Origin of the sequence: Winogradskyella sp. 4-2091 (genome assembly GCF_045765065.1) — a bacterium.
Lineage (GTDB): Bacteria > Bacteroidota > Bacteroidia > Flavobacteriales > Flavobacteriaceae > Winogradskyella.
Genome location: NZ_JBJKOD010000001.1, coordinates 306589 through 321107 on the forward strand (window position 1 = coordinate 306589; position 14519 = coordinate 321107).

Below are 14519 nucleotides of genomic sequence, written 5' to 3' on the forward strand. Positions count from 1 at the left end.
CTTATTAGGAATTAACTTAAAATAGAAGCCACTTTTTTACAAACGAATTCTAAAAATTTTTCATCAGCATCGGTAAAAGGATCAGGTGTGTTAGAGTCAATATCTATTTGTCCAATATTTTCATTATTAACAAAAATAGGAATAACAATTTCGGCTTTAACTGTTATGCTACAAGCTATGTAGTTGTCTTGTGCAGCAACATCTGGTACTACAAAATTTTCGTTACTAACCGCAACTTGTCCGCAAATACCTTTTCCAAAAGGAATAATGGTATGGTCTGTTGGTTCACCAACATAAGGACCTAATTTTAGTTCGTTTTTATCTCCATTTTTAAAATAAAAACCTACCCAATTATAATAAGTAACGTTGTCTTCTAAGGTTTCACAAATTAATAAAAGACGTTCGTCAACACTAAGATTTTCTTGAGCTATGATGCTTTCTATTTTTGGTTCTAATGCTTGTAAATTCATAAATGGAAAAAACTTTTAGTAAAAGTATTTAAAATGCGCTATTTTGAAATACTGTTTTTATAAATTTAACAACAAATTATTAATTTTAACTTGAAGGCACTTTTAATAAAATATAAATCTGTAATCCGTTTTATTATCACTTTTTTGGGTGTGTATGCTGTTCTAACTATGGGCTACAATGTGTACTTAAATATGTCTGATGGTTCTAAATATTATCCAGATTACTTAACGCATTTAGTTGCAGAGCAAACCACTTCGGTTTTAAATAGTTTAAATTACGAGGCAGAGATTTTACCACATCCTAATGAGCCTTCTTTAAAAATTATAATTAATAAAAAGTATGTGGCGCGTGTTATTGAAGGTTGTAATGCCATTAGTGTTATTATTTTGTTTTTGTCTTTCATAATTGCGTTTGCTGGTAAATTTAAAACGACTTTATTTTATGGATTAGCTGGCAGTATTATAATATATGCTTTCAATCTTATTAGAATTGTAATTCTTTCAGTAGGTCTATATCATTATCCTTGGCGACGAGAAATTTTACATAATGTTATTTTTCCTATGTTAATTTATGGAACTGTATTTTTACTTTGGATGATTTGGGTTAATCGGTTTTCTAAAAAAAGCAACGGCTAATGCAGAAGGTTGTAACTTATATTTCAGTAGGACTATTATTCATGTTCTTAATCCTTATAAGAACTTTTGAAGACGTCTTATTTTATGATCCCTATTTAACTTTTTTTGAAAACGACTACTTATACATGGACAGTCCTAGACGAGAAGTCGCAAAACTTGTCTTATTTACATCCATTAGGTTTGTCTTAAACACATTAATTTCATTAGGTGTATTATATGTTATATTTAAGGATATGAGTATCATTAAATTTTCAACCCTTATTTACGCAATCGCATATATCTTACTTTTAATTCCGTTTTTATATTTTGTGATTAATCCTAAACAAGAAGATTACTATTTATTTTTTAATGTTAGACGATTTTTAATTCAGCCGATAGGGTTAATTCTTTTATTACCTGCTTTTTATTATTACAGAATGAATCGTTAATAGTTTTATAAATCAATTTTCGATAAATAAGAATTTTGTAAATTTGTAACGTGAATTTTGCAATTACACATAAAATATTTTCTATAGCACTATCTTTTTTGGTTTTGATTTTATCATTATCATTAACTATAGAGAAGCACTTTTGTGGAGAAACATTAGTTGATGTTTCTATTTTTTCTGAACCAGACAATTGCTGTGATGATAGTTTAGAAGTTGCAAAATCAGACACGATAAAAAAAAGCTGTTGTAAAGATGAAGTTGATATTTTAGATGGCTTATCTGAAATTACAATTAATTCATTTGAAGACTTAGATGTCATACATCAGCAAGTATTATTTGCATATAGCTACTCTTATTTAAATCGTTTTGAAGATTTTTCAAATCGAGTTATTTCTTATAAAAATTACTCACCTCCCAAACTCATTAAAGATATTCACGTCTTAGATGAGAAATTCCTTATTTGATTTTAGATATAACCCTTAGAAACAAAAGGATGCACGCTATGTTGTGCAGTTAGTTATATCTATAAATCAAACAAATGAGAATAAATTTAATATTAATTTTTATGGTTTTGTCGCACGCGCTGTCAGCACAAGATCAATTAAAAGGCATTGTCTCAGAATCGAGTACAGGAAAAGTTTTGCCTTTGCCAGGCGCAAATGTATATTGGTTAGGTTCCTCAATAGGAGCTGTTACTTTGGAAGATGGTACTTTTCAATTACCCTATAAATTTTCATATAACAAATTAGTAATTAGTTATGTGGGTTTTAAAACAGATACATTAACCGTAAATGAAAACAGTTATATTAACCATATACTTCAGTCTAGTGAAGAATTAGATGCTGTTGAAATTAAAACACGGAATATACCGACAAGAAAATCGTATTTAAAAGCGGCAAATACGTTTACAGTAACCAAATCAGAGTTGCTAAAAGCGGCTTGCTGTAACTTATCTGAAAGTTTTGAAACCAATCCGTCAATTGACGTAAACTTTGCTGATGCTGTTTCTGGTACTAAGCAAATAAAAATGTTGGGATTAAATTCGCCTTATATTTTAATAGCTACAGAAAACATACCAACAATTAGAGGTGCGTCTCAAGCATATGGACTAAGTTTTATTCCTGGTACTTGGGTAGAGAGTATTCAGATAACCAAAGGGACAGGGAGTGTCGTCAATGGATTTGAGAGTATTGCCGGTCAAATAAACGCAGAGCTTGTAAAACCTTCTAGCGATGACAAGTTATTCGTTAACCTATATGGTGCATCTAGTGAGCGTTTAGAATTAAATACGCATATCAATACAGAGGTTTCGGACAAATGGAGTACAGGTTTGTACTTGCATGGTAATACGCATCAAGAAAAACACGATGTAAATGATGATGGCTTTTTAGATATGCCTCTATACAACCAGATTAATGTATTAAATCGTTGGCAATATACTAATCTTGAAAAAGGCTTCGTCAGTTTTATAAATCTAAGATATTTAAATGATGAAAAACAAGCAGGACAAGTTGAATTTAATCCAGATACAGATAAAGGAACTACAAATTTCTGGGGAAGCGAAATTAATACGGAACGTTTTGAAGTGGCTGCAAAATTAGGCTATGTAAATCCAGAAATTCCCTATCAAAGTTTCGGTTTACAAACCTCCTTTAGTCATCATAATCAAGATTCTTATTTCGGACTAAATCTCTACGATATTCAGCACAATAGTTTTTATTCTAATTTGGTGTATAACACAATCATTTCAGATTCTCGTCATAAAGTAAAGACCGGTTTGAGTTTCACTTACGATCATTATGATGAGTTGGTAAATACAGATATTTATGAGCGTACAGAAAATTCTATTGGAGGTTTTTTTGAATATGCCTACGATAATTTAGATAAATTAACAATGACTGCAGGTATTAGAGTAGATCAGCATAATAGATTGGGATTTTTTGTTACACCGCGTTTTCATTTACGATATACGCCTTGGGAGAAATCGGCTTTGCGTTTTTCAATAGGAAGAGGGAAGCGGAGTGCTAATATTTTTGCTGAAAATCAGAATATGTTTTCAAGCTCTAGGCAAATTAATATTGTAAATTCAGGAGGTAAAATATATGGATTAGATCCTGAAATTGCTTGGAATTATGGTGTGAGCTATTTACAAGGGTTTAATCTGTTTGATAGAAAAGCTGATGTAACTTTTGATTTTTACAGAACTGATTTTCAGAAACAAGTTATTGTAGATTGGGAAAATCCTTTTGAAGTAAATTTTTATAATTTAGAAGGAGAGAGCTATGCTAATAGTTTTCAGTTTGAATTTAATTACAATGCTTTTGAAGGTTTTGATATAAGAACCGCATATAAATATTACGATATTAAAACAGATTATAACTCTGGTAAGCTTGAAAAGCCATTAATACCTGAGCATCGTTTGTTTGCTAATACTTCTTATGAAACTGAAATTACTAAAAATGGTTCTCAATGGAAATTTGATGCCACTTATAATTGGTTAAGTCAGCAACGTTTTCCTAGCACAGTTTTAAGTTCTGCAGAATATCAATTAGATGATAAAACGCCAACAATAGCAACATTAAATTTGCAAGTTACTAAAGTGTTTTCTCCTAAATTTGAAGTATATTTAGGAGGCGAAAATGTAACTAATGTAAGACAAAGTAATCCAGTGATAAGTGCTGATAATCCGTTTGGATCAAATTTTGATAGTAACTTTGTATATGGTCCAATATATGGAAGTATGTATTATGCTGGACTGCGGTATAGGATAAAGTAATCGTCAGTCTTGGGAAACCAGGAATTCAAAATGAAATATTAAATAAATAGATTCCTGCCTTCGCAGGAATTACAAAAAACATTCAAAATGAAAAAAATAGTATTAATCTTTACATTATTAATTACAACAATCGTTTTTGCTCAAAATAAAAATGCTAAAGCCAGTATAGAGGTGGATGGTGTTTGTGGTATGTGCAAAGAACGGATAGAAAAAGCTGCAATTAGAACTAAAGGTGTAAAATCAGCGGTTTGGAATGTAGATACGCACGAGTTAAAACTCATATATGATGAGCGAAAAACCGATTTAAAAACCATTTCTACGAGTGTGGCATCTGTAGGTCATGACACCAAAGAGATAAAGGCTACTGAAGAACAGTATAATTCTGTACATCCATGTTGTAGATATAGAGACGAAGATGTAAAGAAAGATCATGAACCTAAAAAAGAAACAAAAGAATAATAAAAACTTAAAATTAAAATATGAAGTATAATTATTTGTTTATAGCTCTGTTTTTTGTAGCTACCAGTGTTAATGCCCAAAAAGATTATGTCATTACTGTTGACGGCAAGGACTATGAAATTGCTTTAGATGGTAATGAAGATGTTAAGATTAAGGGTAAGTTGGTTAACATTGCTTTAAAGAAAAAAGATACTTTATTATTAGATGATGATTATTTTGAACTTAAGTATACTAAACAACACAAAGTATCTCGAGTAGAAATAGAATCAGATATAGAACAAATAATGTTAATGACAGCTGGAGGCTCTGGATTAATTATTCAAAAGTATGGTTCGTTTAATCCAAGTATGCTTCAAGAAATGATGATGAATGAGGTAACAAAAGAAAGCGTGAGTTATGGTTATAACTTGAAACGTGAAGATTATGATAAAGAATTATCCTCTGGCGAAACCATTAAAGTTCTTAAGTCCGTTTTAACTTATAAAGGAGAAACTGAAGTTTATGAAGTGATGGCACATGGAAAAAAAGATGAAGGTATAATAGTTATGACTATGAATATGAATCTTGGCGTTGAAGACGGAGGAGAGGATATGATACAACTCATGTGGAATTCATTAAGTATTAAACCATAGAAAAAAATTAAGCCTGAATTTATTCAGGCTTTTTTTTTAAATATAATTTAGAGCAGCATCAATTTCTGAAATTAAAGTATCGCAGCTGTTAATACCAAGATTTGTAGCTTCTACCTTATCACTAAATGTAGTTAACAATGCACGAACAATGTTTTTTAATTTTATTTCATCTAAAAATGGAGCATTTCCTTTAGGTATCTGGTCATAATCTGCATTATTAACGAGATAATTGCCTAAGTAATCTTTTATTAAACTAGTATGTCTAACATAAACATCTGATAGTTCATCATAGTTAGAATAATGTTGTTGAATAGCTGTTTTTAGTTTAAAGTCTTCAATAAGTTTTAAATCACCTGAGTTGATTAAGGTTTTGTAGGTTATATTTTTTGGACTGAAATTTTCATACTTCAAAATTGCAAAGATGTTATTCATTAATTGCATGTTTTGCTCATTTTCAGAATTCAATTGAGGAATAATTTTTGAACAAATATTTATTTTTTTAGTTATCGCTTTAATATTCTGCTCTAATTGAATTTTATCAGCCTCTACATCACTCTTTAGGTTAATTAAGTATTCTTCTCTTAGGTTATTGTCTTTTACGTTATCGGAACATTTATTCATGCTAAAGGCTATTGTAATGCCAATTATAACAATAACTATTTCTCTTAATGTGTATTTCCAAGTTGCTTTTGTAGTCTTTGCCATAGAATAGATTAATTAGTTTTCTAAAGCTAAGAAAATTATATATAACAAAAGCCCTTGATTTTCATCAAAGGCTTTTAAAATTTATAACTGACCAAGGTCAATGATTTATCTATGGCGATTCGCCATCTACATCATACCTGGCATTCCGCCTCCACCCATTGGCATGGCTGGTGCATCTTCTTTAATATCTACCAATGCACATTCCGTAGTTAAGATCATACCTGCTACAGAAGCTGCATTTTCTAAAGCAATACGAGTTACTTTTTTAGGATCAATAATACCAGCTTTAAGCATGTCAACATAAGTTTCAGTTTTAGCATCATAGCCAAAATCTTTTTTACCTTCTAAAACTTTATTGATAACAACAGATCCTTCACCACCAGCATTCTCTACGATAGTACGTAAAGGAGCTTCTATAGCTTTATTCACAATCTGTACACCAGTTGTTTCATCTAAATTATCTGTTTCTATTTTTTCTAAAGTTTTCTTAGCTCTTACTAAAGCAACGCCTCCACCAGCTACGATACCTTCTTCAACTGCAGCACGTGTAGCATGTAAAGCATCATCAACTCTATCTTTCTTTTCTTTCATTTCAACTTCAGAAGCAGCACCAACATATAGTACGGCAACACCACCAGCTAACTTAGCTAAACGTTCTTGCAGTTTTTCTTTATCGTAATCTGAAGTAGTTGTTTCTATCTGAGCTTTGATTTGGTTAACTCTGGCTTTAATGTCAGCAGCTTTACCTTCTCCATTAACAATTGTAGTGTTGTCTTTGTCAATAGTTACAGTTTCGGCAGTTCCTAACATAGTTAAGTCTGCATTTTCAAGAGAAAAACCTCTTTCTTCAGAAATAACAACACCACCTGTAAGGATAGCGATATCTTCTAACATAGCTTTACGTCTGTCTCCAAATCCTGGTGCTTTTACAGCAGCAATTTTTAATCCACCACGTAATTTGTTAACTACTAATGTAGCTAATGCTTGTCCTTCTACATCTTCTGCGATGATTAATAATGGACGACCAGATTGCGCTACTGGTTCTAATATTGGAAGAATTTCCTGTAAGTTAGAAATCTTTTTATCAAATAATAAAATGTAAGGATTTTCTAAATCAGCGATCATTTTATCAGAATCTGTAACAAAATAAGGTGATAAATAACCTCTGTCAAACTGCATACCTTCTACAACATCAACGTATGTTTCCATACCTTTTGCTTCTTCTACAGTAATTACGCCTTCCTTACCAACTTTTCCGAATGCTTTAGCGATTAATTCACCAATAGTATCGTCATTGTTAGCAGAAATTGCAGCAACTTGCTTAATTTTATCAGAATCGCTACCTACTTTTTTAGATTGTTTATCTAAATCTTTTACGAGAGCTTCAACAGCTTTATCAATTCCACGTTTTAAATCCATTGGGTTTGCACCAGCAGCAACGTTTTTAAGACCTTCTTTAACGATCGCTTGGGCTAAAACAGTTGCAGTTGTTGTACCATCACCAGCTAAATCGTTAGTTTTAGAAGCGACTTCTTTTACCATTTGAGCTCCCATGTTTTCAAGCTCATCTTCTAATTCAATTTCTTTTGCAACAGAAACACCATCCTTAGTTACAGAAGGTGCTCCAAATGATTTTCCAATAATTACGTTACGACCCTTAGGACCTAATGTTACTTTTACTGCATTTGCTAAAGCATCTACACCACGCTTTAATCCATCGCGTGCTTCAATATCAAATTTTATATTTTTTGCCATGTTTTTTAGTTTTTGTCATTCCTGCGAAGGCAGGAACCTAATTTATTTAAGTTTATATTGTGGATTTCGCATTAAGAGTGGGAAATCACATAATTAAGAGTTGATATTAAATTATCGCCAAGATGTCACTTTCGCGCATCATTAAATAATCTTTACCTTCTAATTTAAGTTCAGTTCCTCCATATTTTCCATAAAGAACAGTATCTCCAACTTTTACAGTTAAAGGTTCGTCTTTTGTTCCGTTTCCTATTGCCACAACAGTACCTTCTTGTGGTTTCTCTTTTGCGTTATCTGGAATAATAATTCCTGATGCTGTTTTAGTTTCAGCTTGCTTAGGTTCTACAAGAACTCGGTCTGCTAATGGTTTAATGTTTAAGCCCATTTGTTATATGTTTTTTAAATTATTTAATTATTAATTTACGCTTTAGCGTAGTTCGAAAATTATGCCAATTAAGGTGGACTGACAAAGTTTCATATTGAATTAGTTTTTGATTATGAGAATAAAAAAAGCCAACTTAAAAAAGTTGGCTTTCTATATTGCAAAATAACTAGTATGTGTTATTCCGTATCTGCTCCCTCTGCTGTTGCACCATCATTTGTTGCTGGTGTAGACATTGGTAATTCTGTAGACTCTTCTGCATCGTAAGCTTTAGATTCTGTAGAACCTCCAGAACCAATAGTTAAATTAGATGCTAAAATTAATACGATTAAAGCTGTTGCTAAAAACCAAGTACTCTTATCTAAAAAGTCTCCTGTTTTTTTAACACCACCCATTTGTTGTGTGCCACCACCACCAAATGAAGAAGATAATCCTCCTCCTTTAGGGTTTTGTACCATAATTACTACGACTAGTAAAAAGGCAACGATTACGATTAGTACTAAAAATATTGTAAATGCACTCATTTTATTTTGTATTATTATCTTTTAATTCTTTTACCAATTTTATTTGGTGTGCAAAGAAACTACTTTTTTCTGGATATTTCAAACTTAAAATTTTGTAAGACTGAATTGCCTTATTATAGTTTTTCTGCTCTAAATAAATTCTTGCCAAAGTTTCAGTCATTAAACTGTCTGAAATAACGTCGTCATTGTTTACTAACTTTGGTTTTGGAGCGTTATCTGTAATTGGTTTTATTTTAGGGTTTTCACTTATAAACTTGTCGATTAGTGCTAATTTATTTTCTAAAGGTGAAGTAGACGCTTGTTCTGAAATCTCCTCCGTAACCTCTGCTGGTTCATCAATTGTGACTTCTCTGTTGATAGGCTTAAAACTTGTGATTTTCAACCATTCCGTAAATGAATGATTTTCCGATTTATCAAAATCTAAGGGTTTTCCAATGTTGAGTTGTTTTTCTGGAGTAATGTTTTTGAAATCAACAGCTATAATAGAGTCTTCTAGTTTTGGAGATTGAGAATCTTCTTTTGGCTGAGGTAATGGTTTAGCCTCAAATAAATCTGGATCTAAAACACCTTCTGTTGCTTTTATTTGTTCTTTTAAAGCATCATCAATAGTTACACTTTTATTAATTGAAATATCATCAACTTCATTAACTTCGATACTTTTTATATGCTCTATGTTTTGCTTTATTTGTTGTGATATTTCATTTTGATTAAATTCAGCAGATGTAATATAGTCAAACAGCACACTACGATCAGTGGTATGTGCTGCTGTAATTTTTAAAGCATTATTGTATTTGTAACTATCGGCTTGTTTAAGACCTTTTAAGTAAAGCGCTCTTAATGTTTGAAAATAAGGATATTCCTTTATTGCAGAAGAAAGATCGTCAGTTTGAGACGCGGAAATTGCTTCTGGCTTTTGAATTAAATATGTTAAATTTTCAAGCTGCATATTTTACCAATCTGCTAATGATGCGTTAAGAATATCTTGCGTTAGTCGTTCTAAAATTTCATCGAATGCAGTGTCTTTAACGCTTCCTGCTAATTGCTCACTCGCACCATAATCGTAGAAGAATGAAAATCGCTTATCAAAATCTTTTTCTTCGTCCTTAGTGTTGATATATCTTACTTGTACACTAATGGTTAAACGATTTTGAGCGGCAGTATTTTCTGCCGTTGCTGTCATAGGTGCAATTCTGTATTCTGTAATTTCACCTTCGTAAATAACTTCACCACCAGTGTTTACCAAGTTAGAACTTGTTTGGTTAACGATTAAATCTTGTAATGCATTCGTAAATAATTGGTCTAAACCTGGCTCAACAAGATCTGCTGTATTCTGAAAGAAATTAACTTGAAATGTATCTGGCGTATCGGTAATACCAGTAAATGAATAATTTACTTTGCATCCAAAACTTACAAGGCAAATTGCTAATACTAAAATGTATTTAAAGTTATTCATTTAAAAGGCTTTTATATTCTATAGGTTTTTTAGTTAACGATATTTACGCTAGGATGTTTCTTAATGTTATCCTAAAGATCAAATTGTTTAATTTTTCTATATAAAGTTCGTTCGCTAATCCCTAACTCTGCAGCAGCTAATTTACGTTTTCCGCTATGTCTTTCTAAGGATTTTTTAATCAATTCTAATTCCTTGTCGTGTAAAGATAAGGTTTCCTCTTCTTCTATTTCTTCTGCGAAATGATATTTATCTTCATTTTCAGTAGAGATTTCTTCAGGTTGATCTGTATGCGAAGTGTGTGCCGGAATTGATAATACTTCTAAATCTTCAATGGAAGCTTCAAAATCTTCTTCTTTATCGTCGCCATAAATTTTCTGAATTAAATGTTCGTTGTCTTTTTGAACATCACTAGTAGTTCCTGTTTTCATCAGTTCCATAGTCAGTTTTTTAAGATCATTAAGATCACTCTTCATGTCAAATAAAACCTTATATAAAATCTCACGTTCACTGCTAAAATCACTTTCGGATTTTGTACTACTTACAACAGCTGGTAAGTTACTGCCTGTATTTGGTAAATAGTTTTGCAATGTAACACCATTAATAGTTCTGTTTTGCTCTAGTACAGAAACTTGTTCAGCTACATTTCGTAATTGTCTAATATTACCATTCCATCGGTATTTTAGTAATAAACCAACGGCATCATCTGTTAACTTTACAGTTGGCATTTTATATTTTAAAGCAAAATCACTAGCGAATTTTCTAAATAATAAATGAATATCGTCTTTACGGTCTCTAAGTGGAGGTAAATTGATTTCTACAGTACTTAGTCTGTAGTATAAATCTTCTCTGAATTTCTCCTTCTTAATAGCTTCAAACATATTCACATTTGTTGCAGCTACAATTCTTACATCAGTTTTTTGAACTTTAGAAGAACCTACTTTTATAAATTCTCCATTTTCTAAAACACGCAGTAAACGTACTTGTGTGGTTAATGGTAATTCTCCAACTTCATCTAAAAATATGGTTCCACCATCTGCCACTTCAAAATAACCAGAACGTGTAGATGTTGCACCTGTAAAAGCACCTTTTTCATGTCCAAATAATTCACTGTCAATTGTGCCTTCTGGTATCGCTCCACAGTTTACTGCTATGTATTTACCGTGTTTTCTGTGTGATAATTGATGAATTATTTTAGGAATACTTTCTTTACCAACACCACTTTCTCCTGTGACTAATACAGAAATATCAGTAGGCGCAACCTGAATTGCCTTTTCTATAGAACGATTGAGCTTAGGATCATTTCCTATAATTCCAAAACGTTGTTTTATGGCTTGAATAGATTCCATAATTAATTTTGTTTAGAATAACCAACAGCTTTACCAATTAGTGTTGCACTTGTACAATCGGTAATTAATACATTTACTAAATCTCCTACTTGATAATGCTCTTTTGGGAATACAGCAACTGTATTGTCTGAAGTTCTTCCAGACCATTGTTCATCAGATTTCTTAGAAGCTTTTTCTATTAAAACTTCTACAGTTTTATTGACGTTTTGGCGCGTGTTTAGCTCACTATATTTACGTTCTAATTTCACTATTTCTGTTAGTCGTCGCTTTTTAACGGCTTCAGGCACATCGTCTTCCATTTTACGACCAGCCAATGTTCCTGGGCGTTCCGAGTATGTAAACATATAGCCAAAGTTATATTTTACGTAATCCATTAAGCTTAGTGTATCTTGGTGGTCTTCTTCAGTCTCGGTAGGGAAACCTGCAATTAAATCGACACTTATAGAGCACTCAGGTATAATTCGTTTTATGTTATCTATAAGCTCAAAATACTCTTCACGCGTATGAAGCCTGTTCATTTCTTTTAATATACGGTCGCTTCCGCTTTGCACAGGTAAGTGTATATGCTTACAGATGTTATCATATTTTGCCATTGTTTCAATGACATCTAATGTGAAATCTTGAGGATTAGATGTAGAAAAACGAATTCGCATCTTAGGTTGTGCTTTTGCACATAATTCTAAAAGGTTAGCAAAGTTTACTGCTGTAGCTTTTTGTAAATCAGTTGCGTTTACAAAATCTTTCTTTAAACCACCACCATACCATAAGTAGCTGTCTACGTTTTGTCCTAAAAGAGTTATTTCTTTAAAGCCTTTAGACCATAAATCGTTAACTTCTTCAATTATACTTTGCGGATCCCTACTTCGTTCTCGTCCTCTAGTAAAAGGAACAACACAAAAAGTACACATGTTATCACAGCCACGAGTTATAGAAACAAAAGCAGTAATTCCATTAGTGTTTAGTCTTACGGGAGAAATATCGCCATAGGTTTCTTCTTTTGAAAGAATAACATTAATGGCATCTCTACCTTCATCTACTTCGGCAAGTAAATTAGGTAGGTCTTTATAAGCATCTGGCCCAACAACTAGATCTACAATTTTTTCTTCTTCTAAGAACTTTGTCTTTAGTCGTTCTGCCATACATCCTAAAACGCCAACCTTCATTTTTGGGTTAGTACGTTTTACTGCATTATATTGTTGTAAGCGTTTTCTAACGGTTTGTTCTGCTTTATCTCTAATTGAACACGTGTTTACTAAAACCAAGTCAGCTTCTTCAAGCGTCTGTGTCGTATTAAAACCTTGTTCTGATAAAATAGAAGCCACAATTTCACTATCACTAAAGTTCATGGCGCAGCCATAACTTTCTATAAATAGTTTACGTTTATTACCTTCTTTATTGTCTAAAATTAAGGTTTCACCTTGTTTATTTTCGTCTATAGTTTTTTCCATCAGTTGTAGTGAATACTGCAAAATGCAATAAGCATGCAAAGATAATATTATTTTAGAGATTGTGACAAAGTGGCAGTTATAAAATCGTTAATGTTTAAATTTAACTATGCATAAAAATGATTTATTTTTAGCATTGGTCTACTCATTTGCTTGAATAATTGCAAAAAATAGATTTCTTTTGAAGTACTAACTAAAATAATAAAAGATGAATACCATTGAAATGAAACGTAGAATTGGAAGTGCTAAAGATTTAGATTTCGGCACTATTTTTAATCAATCTATTGAGTTGTTTAAGAAAGTTTGGGTTCAAGGATTGGTGGTTTTGTTACTCGGAATGGTTTTGGCAATGCCTATAGGAATGCTTGTTTATATTCCTTTAATTTTTTCTGGATTCATGGATTTTTACTCTAGTACTTACGATCCATATAGTTCAGCGCAACCAGAAATTGGAGCAATGTTTTTTGTTTCTATGGGATTTGTTTACCTCATTTTAATTTTAGGAATGAGTATAATAACACTTGGTCTTAATGCCGCATTTTATAGAATATGTAAGATTAAGGATTTAGAGCAAATGGGAAGTGAAGATTATTTTTATTTCTTTAAAAAACCATATTTAGGTAAAACGATAAAACTAGGATTGGTATTTGGTGGTATTTTACTATTATCCTTTATGCTATGTTTCTTTCCTATTATTTATGTTTCAGTTCCTTTAGTTTTTTTGGTAACCATTTATGCCTTCAATCCAGATATGGCTATTTCAGATATGGTTAAAATGGCGTTTGATTTAGGAAACAAGAAATGGTTTGTTTCTTTTGGATTAATTTTTGTTTCTGGGTTTTTAGCATTCGTCGTAGGTTTCTTTATGTGTTTTGTAGGTATGTATGTTACGAGATCTTTTTCATATTTACCTGTGTATTTTATATATAAAGAAGTTATTGGGTTTAATGATGAAGACGGATTACCTAAAATTGAGGAAAATACAAGATTTTAACGCAACCTATTTGTAATTTTTACATCTATATAATAAATGGTATAATGAAAAACAATACACTTTTTGCCTACATGTTAATGTGTATACTGCTATTAAATATGCAGTGTGACACTGATGAAACTATAACTATAGAACCTTGCGGTTTAGATATTATAATAGATGATTTAGCTTATAACGAAAGTGAAGGTTATGCTATCAATGAGGTTGTTATCGAAAATGACTGCATAACATTAGGGATTTCGGGTAGTGGTTGTGACAGTGATAATTGGGTTATGACGTTAATAGATTCTGGTAATGTAGCAGAATCATTGCCACCACAACGTTATCTAAAATTAGACTTAACTAATAATGAAGTGTGTTTAGCCTTTTTTACTAAGTATGAGGAGTTTGATTTATCACCTTTGAGAGTTGACGGTTTAAATGAAGTACTTTTAAACATTGAAGGATTTTCAGAGCCGTTGCTCTATACATATTAGTTATAAATATTTATAAACTGTGAAAGCCTTACAATACGTAA

General features: G+C 31.8%; 17 protein-coding genes. 8 read left to right on the forward strand and 9 right to left on the reverse strand.

From position 1 onward, the window contains the following. Positions 1-11 precede the first annotated feature (11 nt). Positions 12-470, reverse strand: a complete 459-nt coding sequence (locus ACJBCC_RS01365; RefSeq protein WP_407556193.1) for a GAF domain-containing protein — start codon at positions 468-470, stop codon at positions 12-14. Between the two features lie 90 nt (positions 471-560). Between ACJBCC_RS01365 and xrtF the strand changes: the two genes are divergently transcribed. From xrtF to ACJBCC_RS01395, 6 genes are all read left to right on the forward strand, one after another. Further along, positions 561-1106 carry an exosortase family protein XrtF gene (xrtF, locus tag ACJBCC_RS01370; RefSeq protein ID WP_407556194.1) on the forward strand — a complete coding sequence of 182 codons (546 nt, stop codon included), beginning with the start codon at positions 561-563 and terminating at the stop codon, positions 1104-1106. Continuing rightward, positions 1106-1534, forward strand: coding sequence for an exosortase F system-associated membrane protein (locus ACJBCC_RS01375; RefSeq protein ID WP_407556195.1), 429 nt, complete (start codon positions 1106-1108; stop codon positions 1532-1534). Before xrtF ends, ACJBCC_RS01375 begins: the two co-directional genes overlap by 1 nt. Positions 1535-1584: 50 nt before the next feature. Then, positions 1585-1998, forward strand: coding sequence for an HYC_CC_PP family protein (locus tag ACJBCC_RS01380; protein ID WP_407556196.1), 414 nt, complete (start codon positions 1585-1587; stop codon positions 1996-1998). A gap of 74 nt (positions 1999-2072) precedes the next feature. After that, complete coding sequence (locus tag ACJBCC_RS01385) at positions 2073-4310, forward strand: TonB-dependent receptor (RefSeq protein ID WP_407556197.1); 2238 nt, start codon at positions 2073-2075, stop codon at positions 4308-4310. A gap of 87 nt (positions 4311-4397) precedes the next feature. After that, on the forward strand, positions 4398-4769 hold the full coding sequence (locus ACJBCC_RS01390) for a heavy-metal-associated domain-containing protein (protein ID WP_407556198.1): 372 nt from the start codon (positions 4398-4400) through the stop codon (positions 4767-4769). 20 nt (positions 4770-4789) lie between these two features. Beyond that, entirely contained in the window at positions 4790-5401 is a 612-nt protein-coding gene (locus tag ACJBCC_RS01395; RefSeq protein WP_407556199.1) for a hypothetical protein, read from the forward strand. Positions 5402-5437: 36 nt separating this feature from the next. Here ACJBCC_RS01395 and ACJBCC_RS01400 read toward each other — a convergent pair whose 3' ends face one another. The 8 genes from ACJBCC_RS01400 to miaB all read right to left on the reverse strand — a co-directional run bounded on the left by ACJBCC_RS01400 (position 5438) and on the right by miaB (position 13011). Then, a complete protein-coding gene (locus ACJBCC_RS01400) occupies positions 5438-6106 on the reverse strand; it encodes a DUF6090 family protein (protein ID WP_299099275.1) in 669 nt (222 codons plus the stop codon). Between the two features lie 126 nt (positions 6107-6232). Then, complete coding sequence (gene groL, locus ACJBCC_RS01405) at positions 6233-7861, reverse strand: chaperonin GroEL (protein WP_299099276.1); 1629 nt, start codon at positions 7859-7861, stop codon at positions 6233-6235. Between the two features lie 106 nt (positions 7862-7967). Further along, positions 7968-8243: a co-chaperone GroES gene (groES, locus tag ACJBCC_RS01410; RefSeq protein WP_299099278.1), complete on the reverse strand. Its 276-nt coding sequence runs from the start codon at positions 8241-8243 to the stop codon at positions 7968-7970. Positions 8244-8419: 176 nt separating this feature from the next. Further along, positions 8420-8764 (reverse strand): preprotein translocase subunit SecG, encoded by a 345-nt coding sequence (secG, locus tag ACJBCC_RS01415; protein WP_299099280.1) that lies wholly within the window; start codon positions 8762-8764, stop codon positions 8420-8422. A gap of 1 nt (position 8765) precedes the next feature. Then, on the reverse strand, positions 8766-9710 hold the full coding sequence (locus tag ACJBCC_RS01420; RefSeq protein WP_407556200.1) for a hypothetical protein: 945 nt from the start codon (positions 9708-9710) through the stop codon (positions 8766-8768). Between the two features lie 3 nt (positions 9711-9713). Continuing rightward, positions 9714-10217 carry an LptE family protein gene (locus ACJBCC_RS01425; RefSeq protein WP_407556201.1) on the reverse strand — a complete coding sequence of 168 codons (504 nt, stop codon included), beginning with the start codon at positions 10215-10217 and terminating at the stop codon, positions 9714-9716. A 71-nt stretch (positions 10218-10288) separates the two neighbouring features. Beyond that, positions 10289-11563, reverse strand: a complete 1275-nt coding sequence (locus ACJBCC_RS01430) for a sigma-54-dependent Fis family transcriptional regulator (protein ID WP_299099286.1) — start codon at positions 11561-11563, stop codon at positions 10289-10291. A 2-nt stretch (positions 11564-11565) separates the two neighbouring features. After that, positions 11566-13011, reverse strand: coding sequence for a tRNA (N6-isopentenyl adenosine(37)-C2)-methylthiotransferase MiaB (miaB, locus tag ACJBCC_RS01435; protein ID WP_407556202.1), 1446 nt, complete (start codon positions 13009-13011; stop codon positions 11566-11568). 205 nt (positions 13012-13216) lie between these two features. On the opposite strand from miaB, the gene ACJBCC_RS01440 reads away from it, so the two are divergent. After that, positions 13217-14002: a hypothetical protein gene (locus tag ACJBCC_RS01440; RefSeq protein ID WP_299099290.1), complete on the forward strand. Its 786-nt coding sequence runs from the start codon at positions 13217-13219 to the stop codon at positions 14000-14002. Positions 14003-14046: 44 nt separating this feature from the next. Continuing rightward, positions 14047-14478, forward strand: coding sequence for a hypothetical protein (locus ACJBCC_RS01445; RefSeq protein ID WP_299099292.1), 432 nt, complete (start codon positions 14047-14049; stop codon positions 14476-14478). Positions 14479-14519: the final 41 nt, after the last annotated feature.

Excerpts from the sequence above, each read along its gene's own strand:
- ACJBCC_RS01365 (WP_407556193.1), bottom strand. The coding sequence starts at position 470 with ATGAATTTACAAGCATTAGAACCAAAAATAGAAAGCATCATAGCTCAA.
- ACJBCC_RS01375 (WP_407556195.1), top strand. The coding sequence starts at position 1,106 with ATGCAGAAGGTTGTAACTTATATTTCAGTAGGACTATTATTCATGTTC.
- ACJBCC_RS01385 (WP_407556197.1), top strand. The coding sequence starts at position 2,073 with ATGAGAATAAATTTAATATTAATTTTTATGGTTTTGTCGCACGCGCTG.
- ACJBCC_RS01390 (WP_407556198.1), top strand. The coding sequence starts at position 4,398 with ATGAAAAAAATAGTATTAATCTTTACATTATTAATTACAACAATCGTT.
- ACJBCC_RS01395 (WP_407556199.1), top strand. The coding sequence starts at position 4,790 with ATGAAGTATAATTATTTGTTTATAGCTCTGTTTTTTGTAGCTACCAGT.
- ACJBCC_RS01400 (WP_299099275.1), bottom strand. The coding sequence starts at position 6,106 with ATGGCAAAGACTACAAAAGCAACTTGGAAATACACATTAAGAGAAATA.
- groL (WP_299099276.1), bottom strand. The coding sequence starts at position 7,861 with ATGGCAAAAAATATAAAATTTGATATTGAAGCACGCGATGGATTAAAG.
- groES (WP_299099278.1), bottom strand. The coding sequence starts at position 8,243 with ATGGGCTTAAACATTAAACCATTAGCAGACCGAGTTCTTGTAGAACCT.
- secG (WP_299099280.1), bottom strand. The coding sequence starts at position 8,764 with ATGAGTGCATTTACAATATTTTTAGTACTAATCGTAATCGTTGCCTTT.
- ACJBCC_RS01420 (WP_407556200.1), bottom strand. The coding sequence starts at position 9,710 with ATGCAGCTTGAAAATTTAACATATTTAATTCAAAAGCCAGAAGCAATT.
- ACJBCC_RS01425 (WP_407556201.1), bottom strand. The coding sequence starts at position 10,217 with ATGAATAACTTTAAATACATTTTAGTATTAGCAATTTGCCTTGTAAGT.
- ACJBCC_RS01430 (WP_299099286.1), bottom strand. The coding sequence starts at position 11,563 with ATGGAATCTATTCAAGCCATAAAACAACGTTTTGGAATTATAGGAAAT.
- miaB (WP_407556202.1), bottom strand. The coding sequence starts at position 13,011 with ATGGAAAAAACTATAGACGAAAATAAACAAGGTGAAACCTTAATTTTA.
- ACJBCC_RS01440 (WP_299099290.1), top strand. The coding sequence starts at position 13,217 with ATGAATACCATTGAAATGAAACGTAGAATTGGAAGTGCTAAAGATTTA.
- ACJBCC_RS01445 (WP_299099292.1), top strand. The coding sequence starts at position 14,047 with ATGAAAAACAATACACTTTTTGCCTACATGTTAATGTGTATACTGCTA.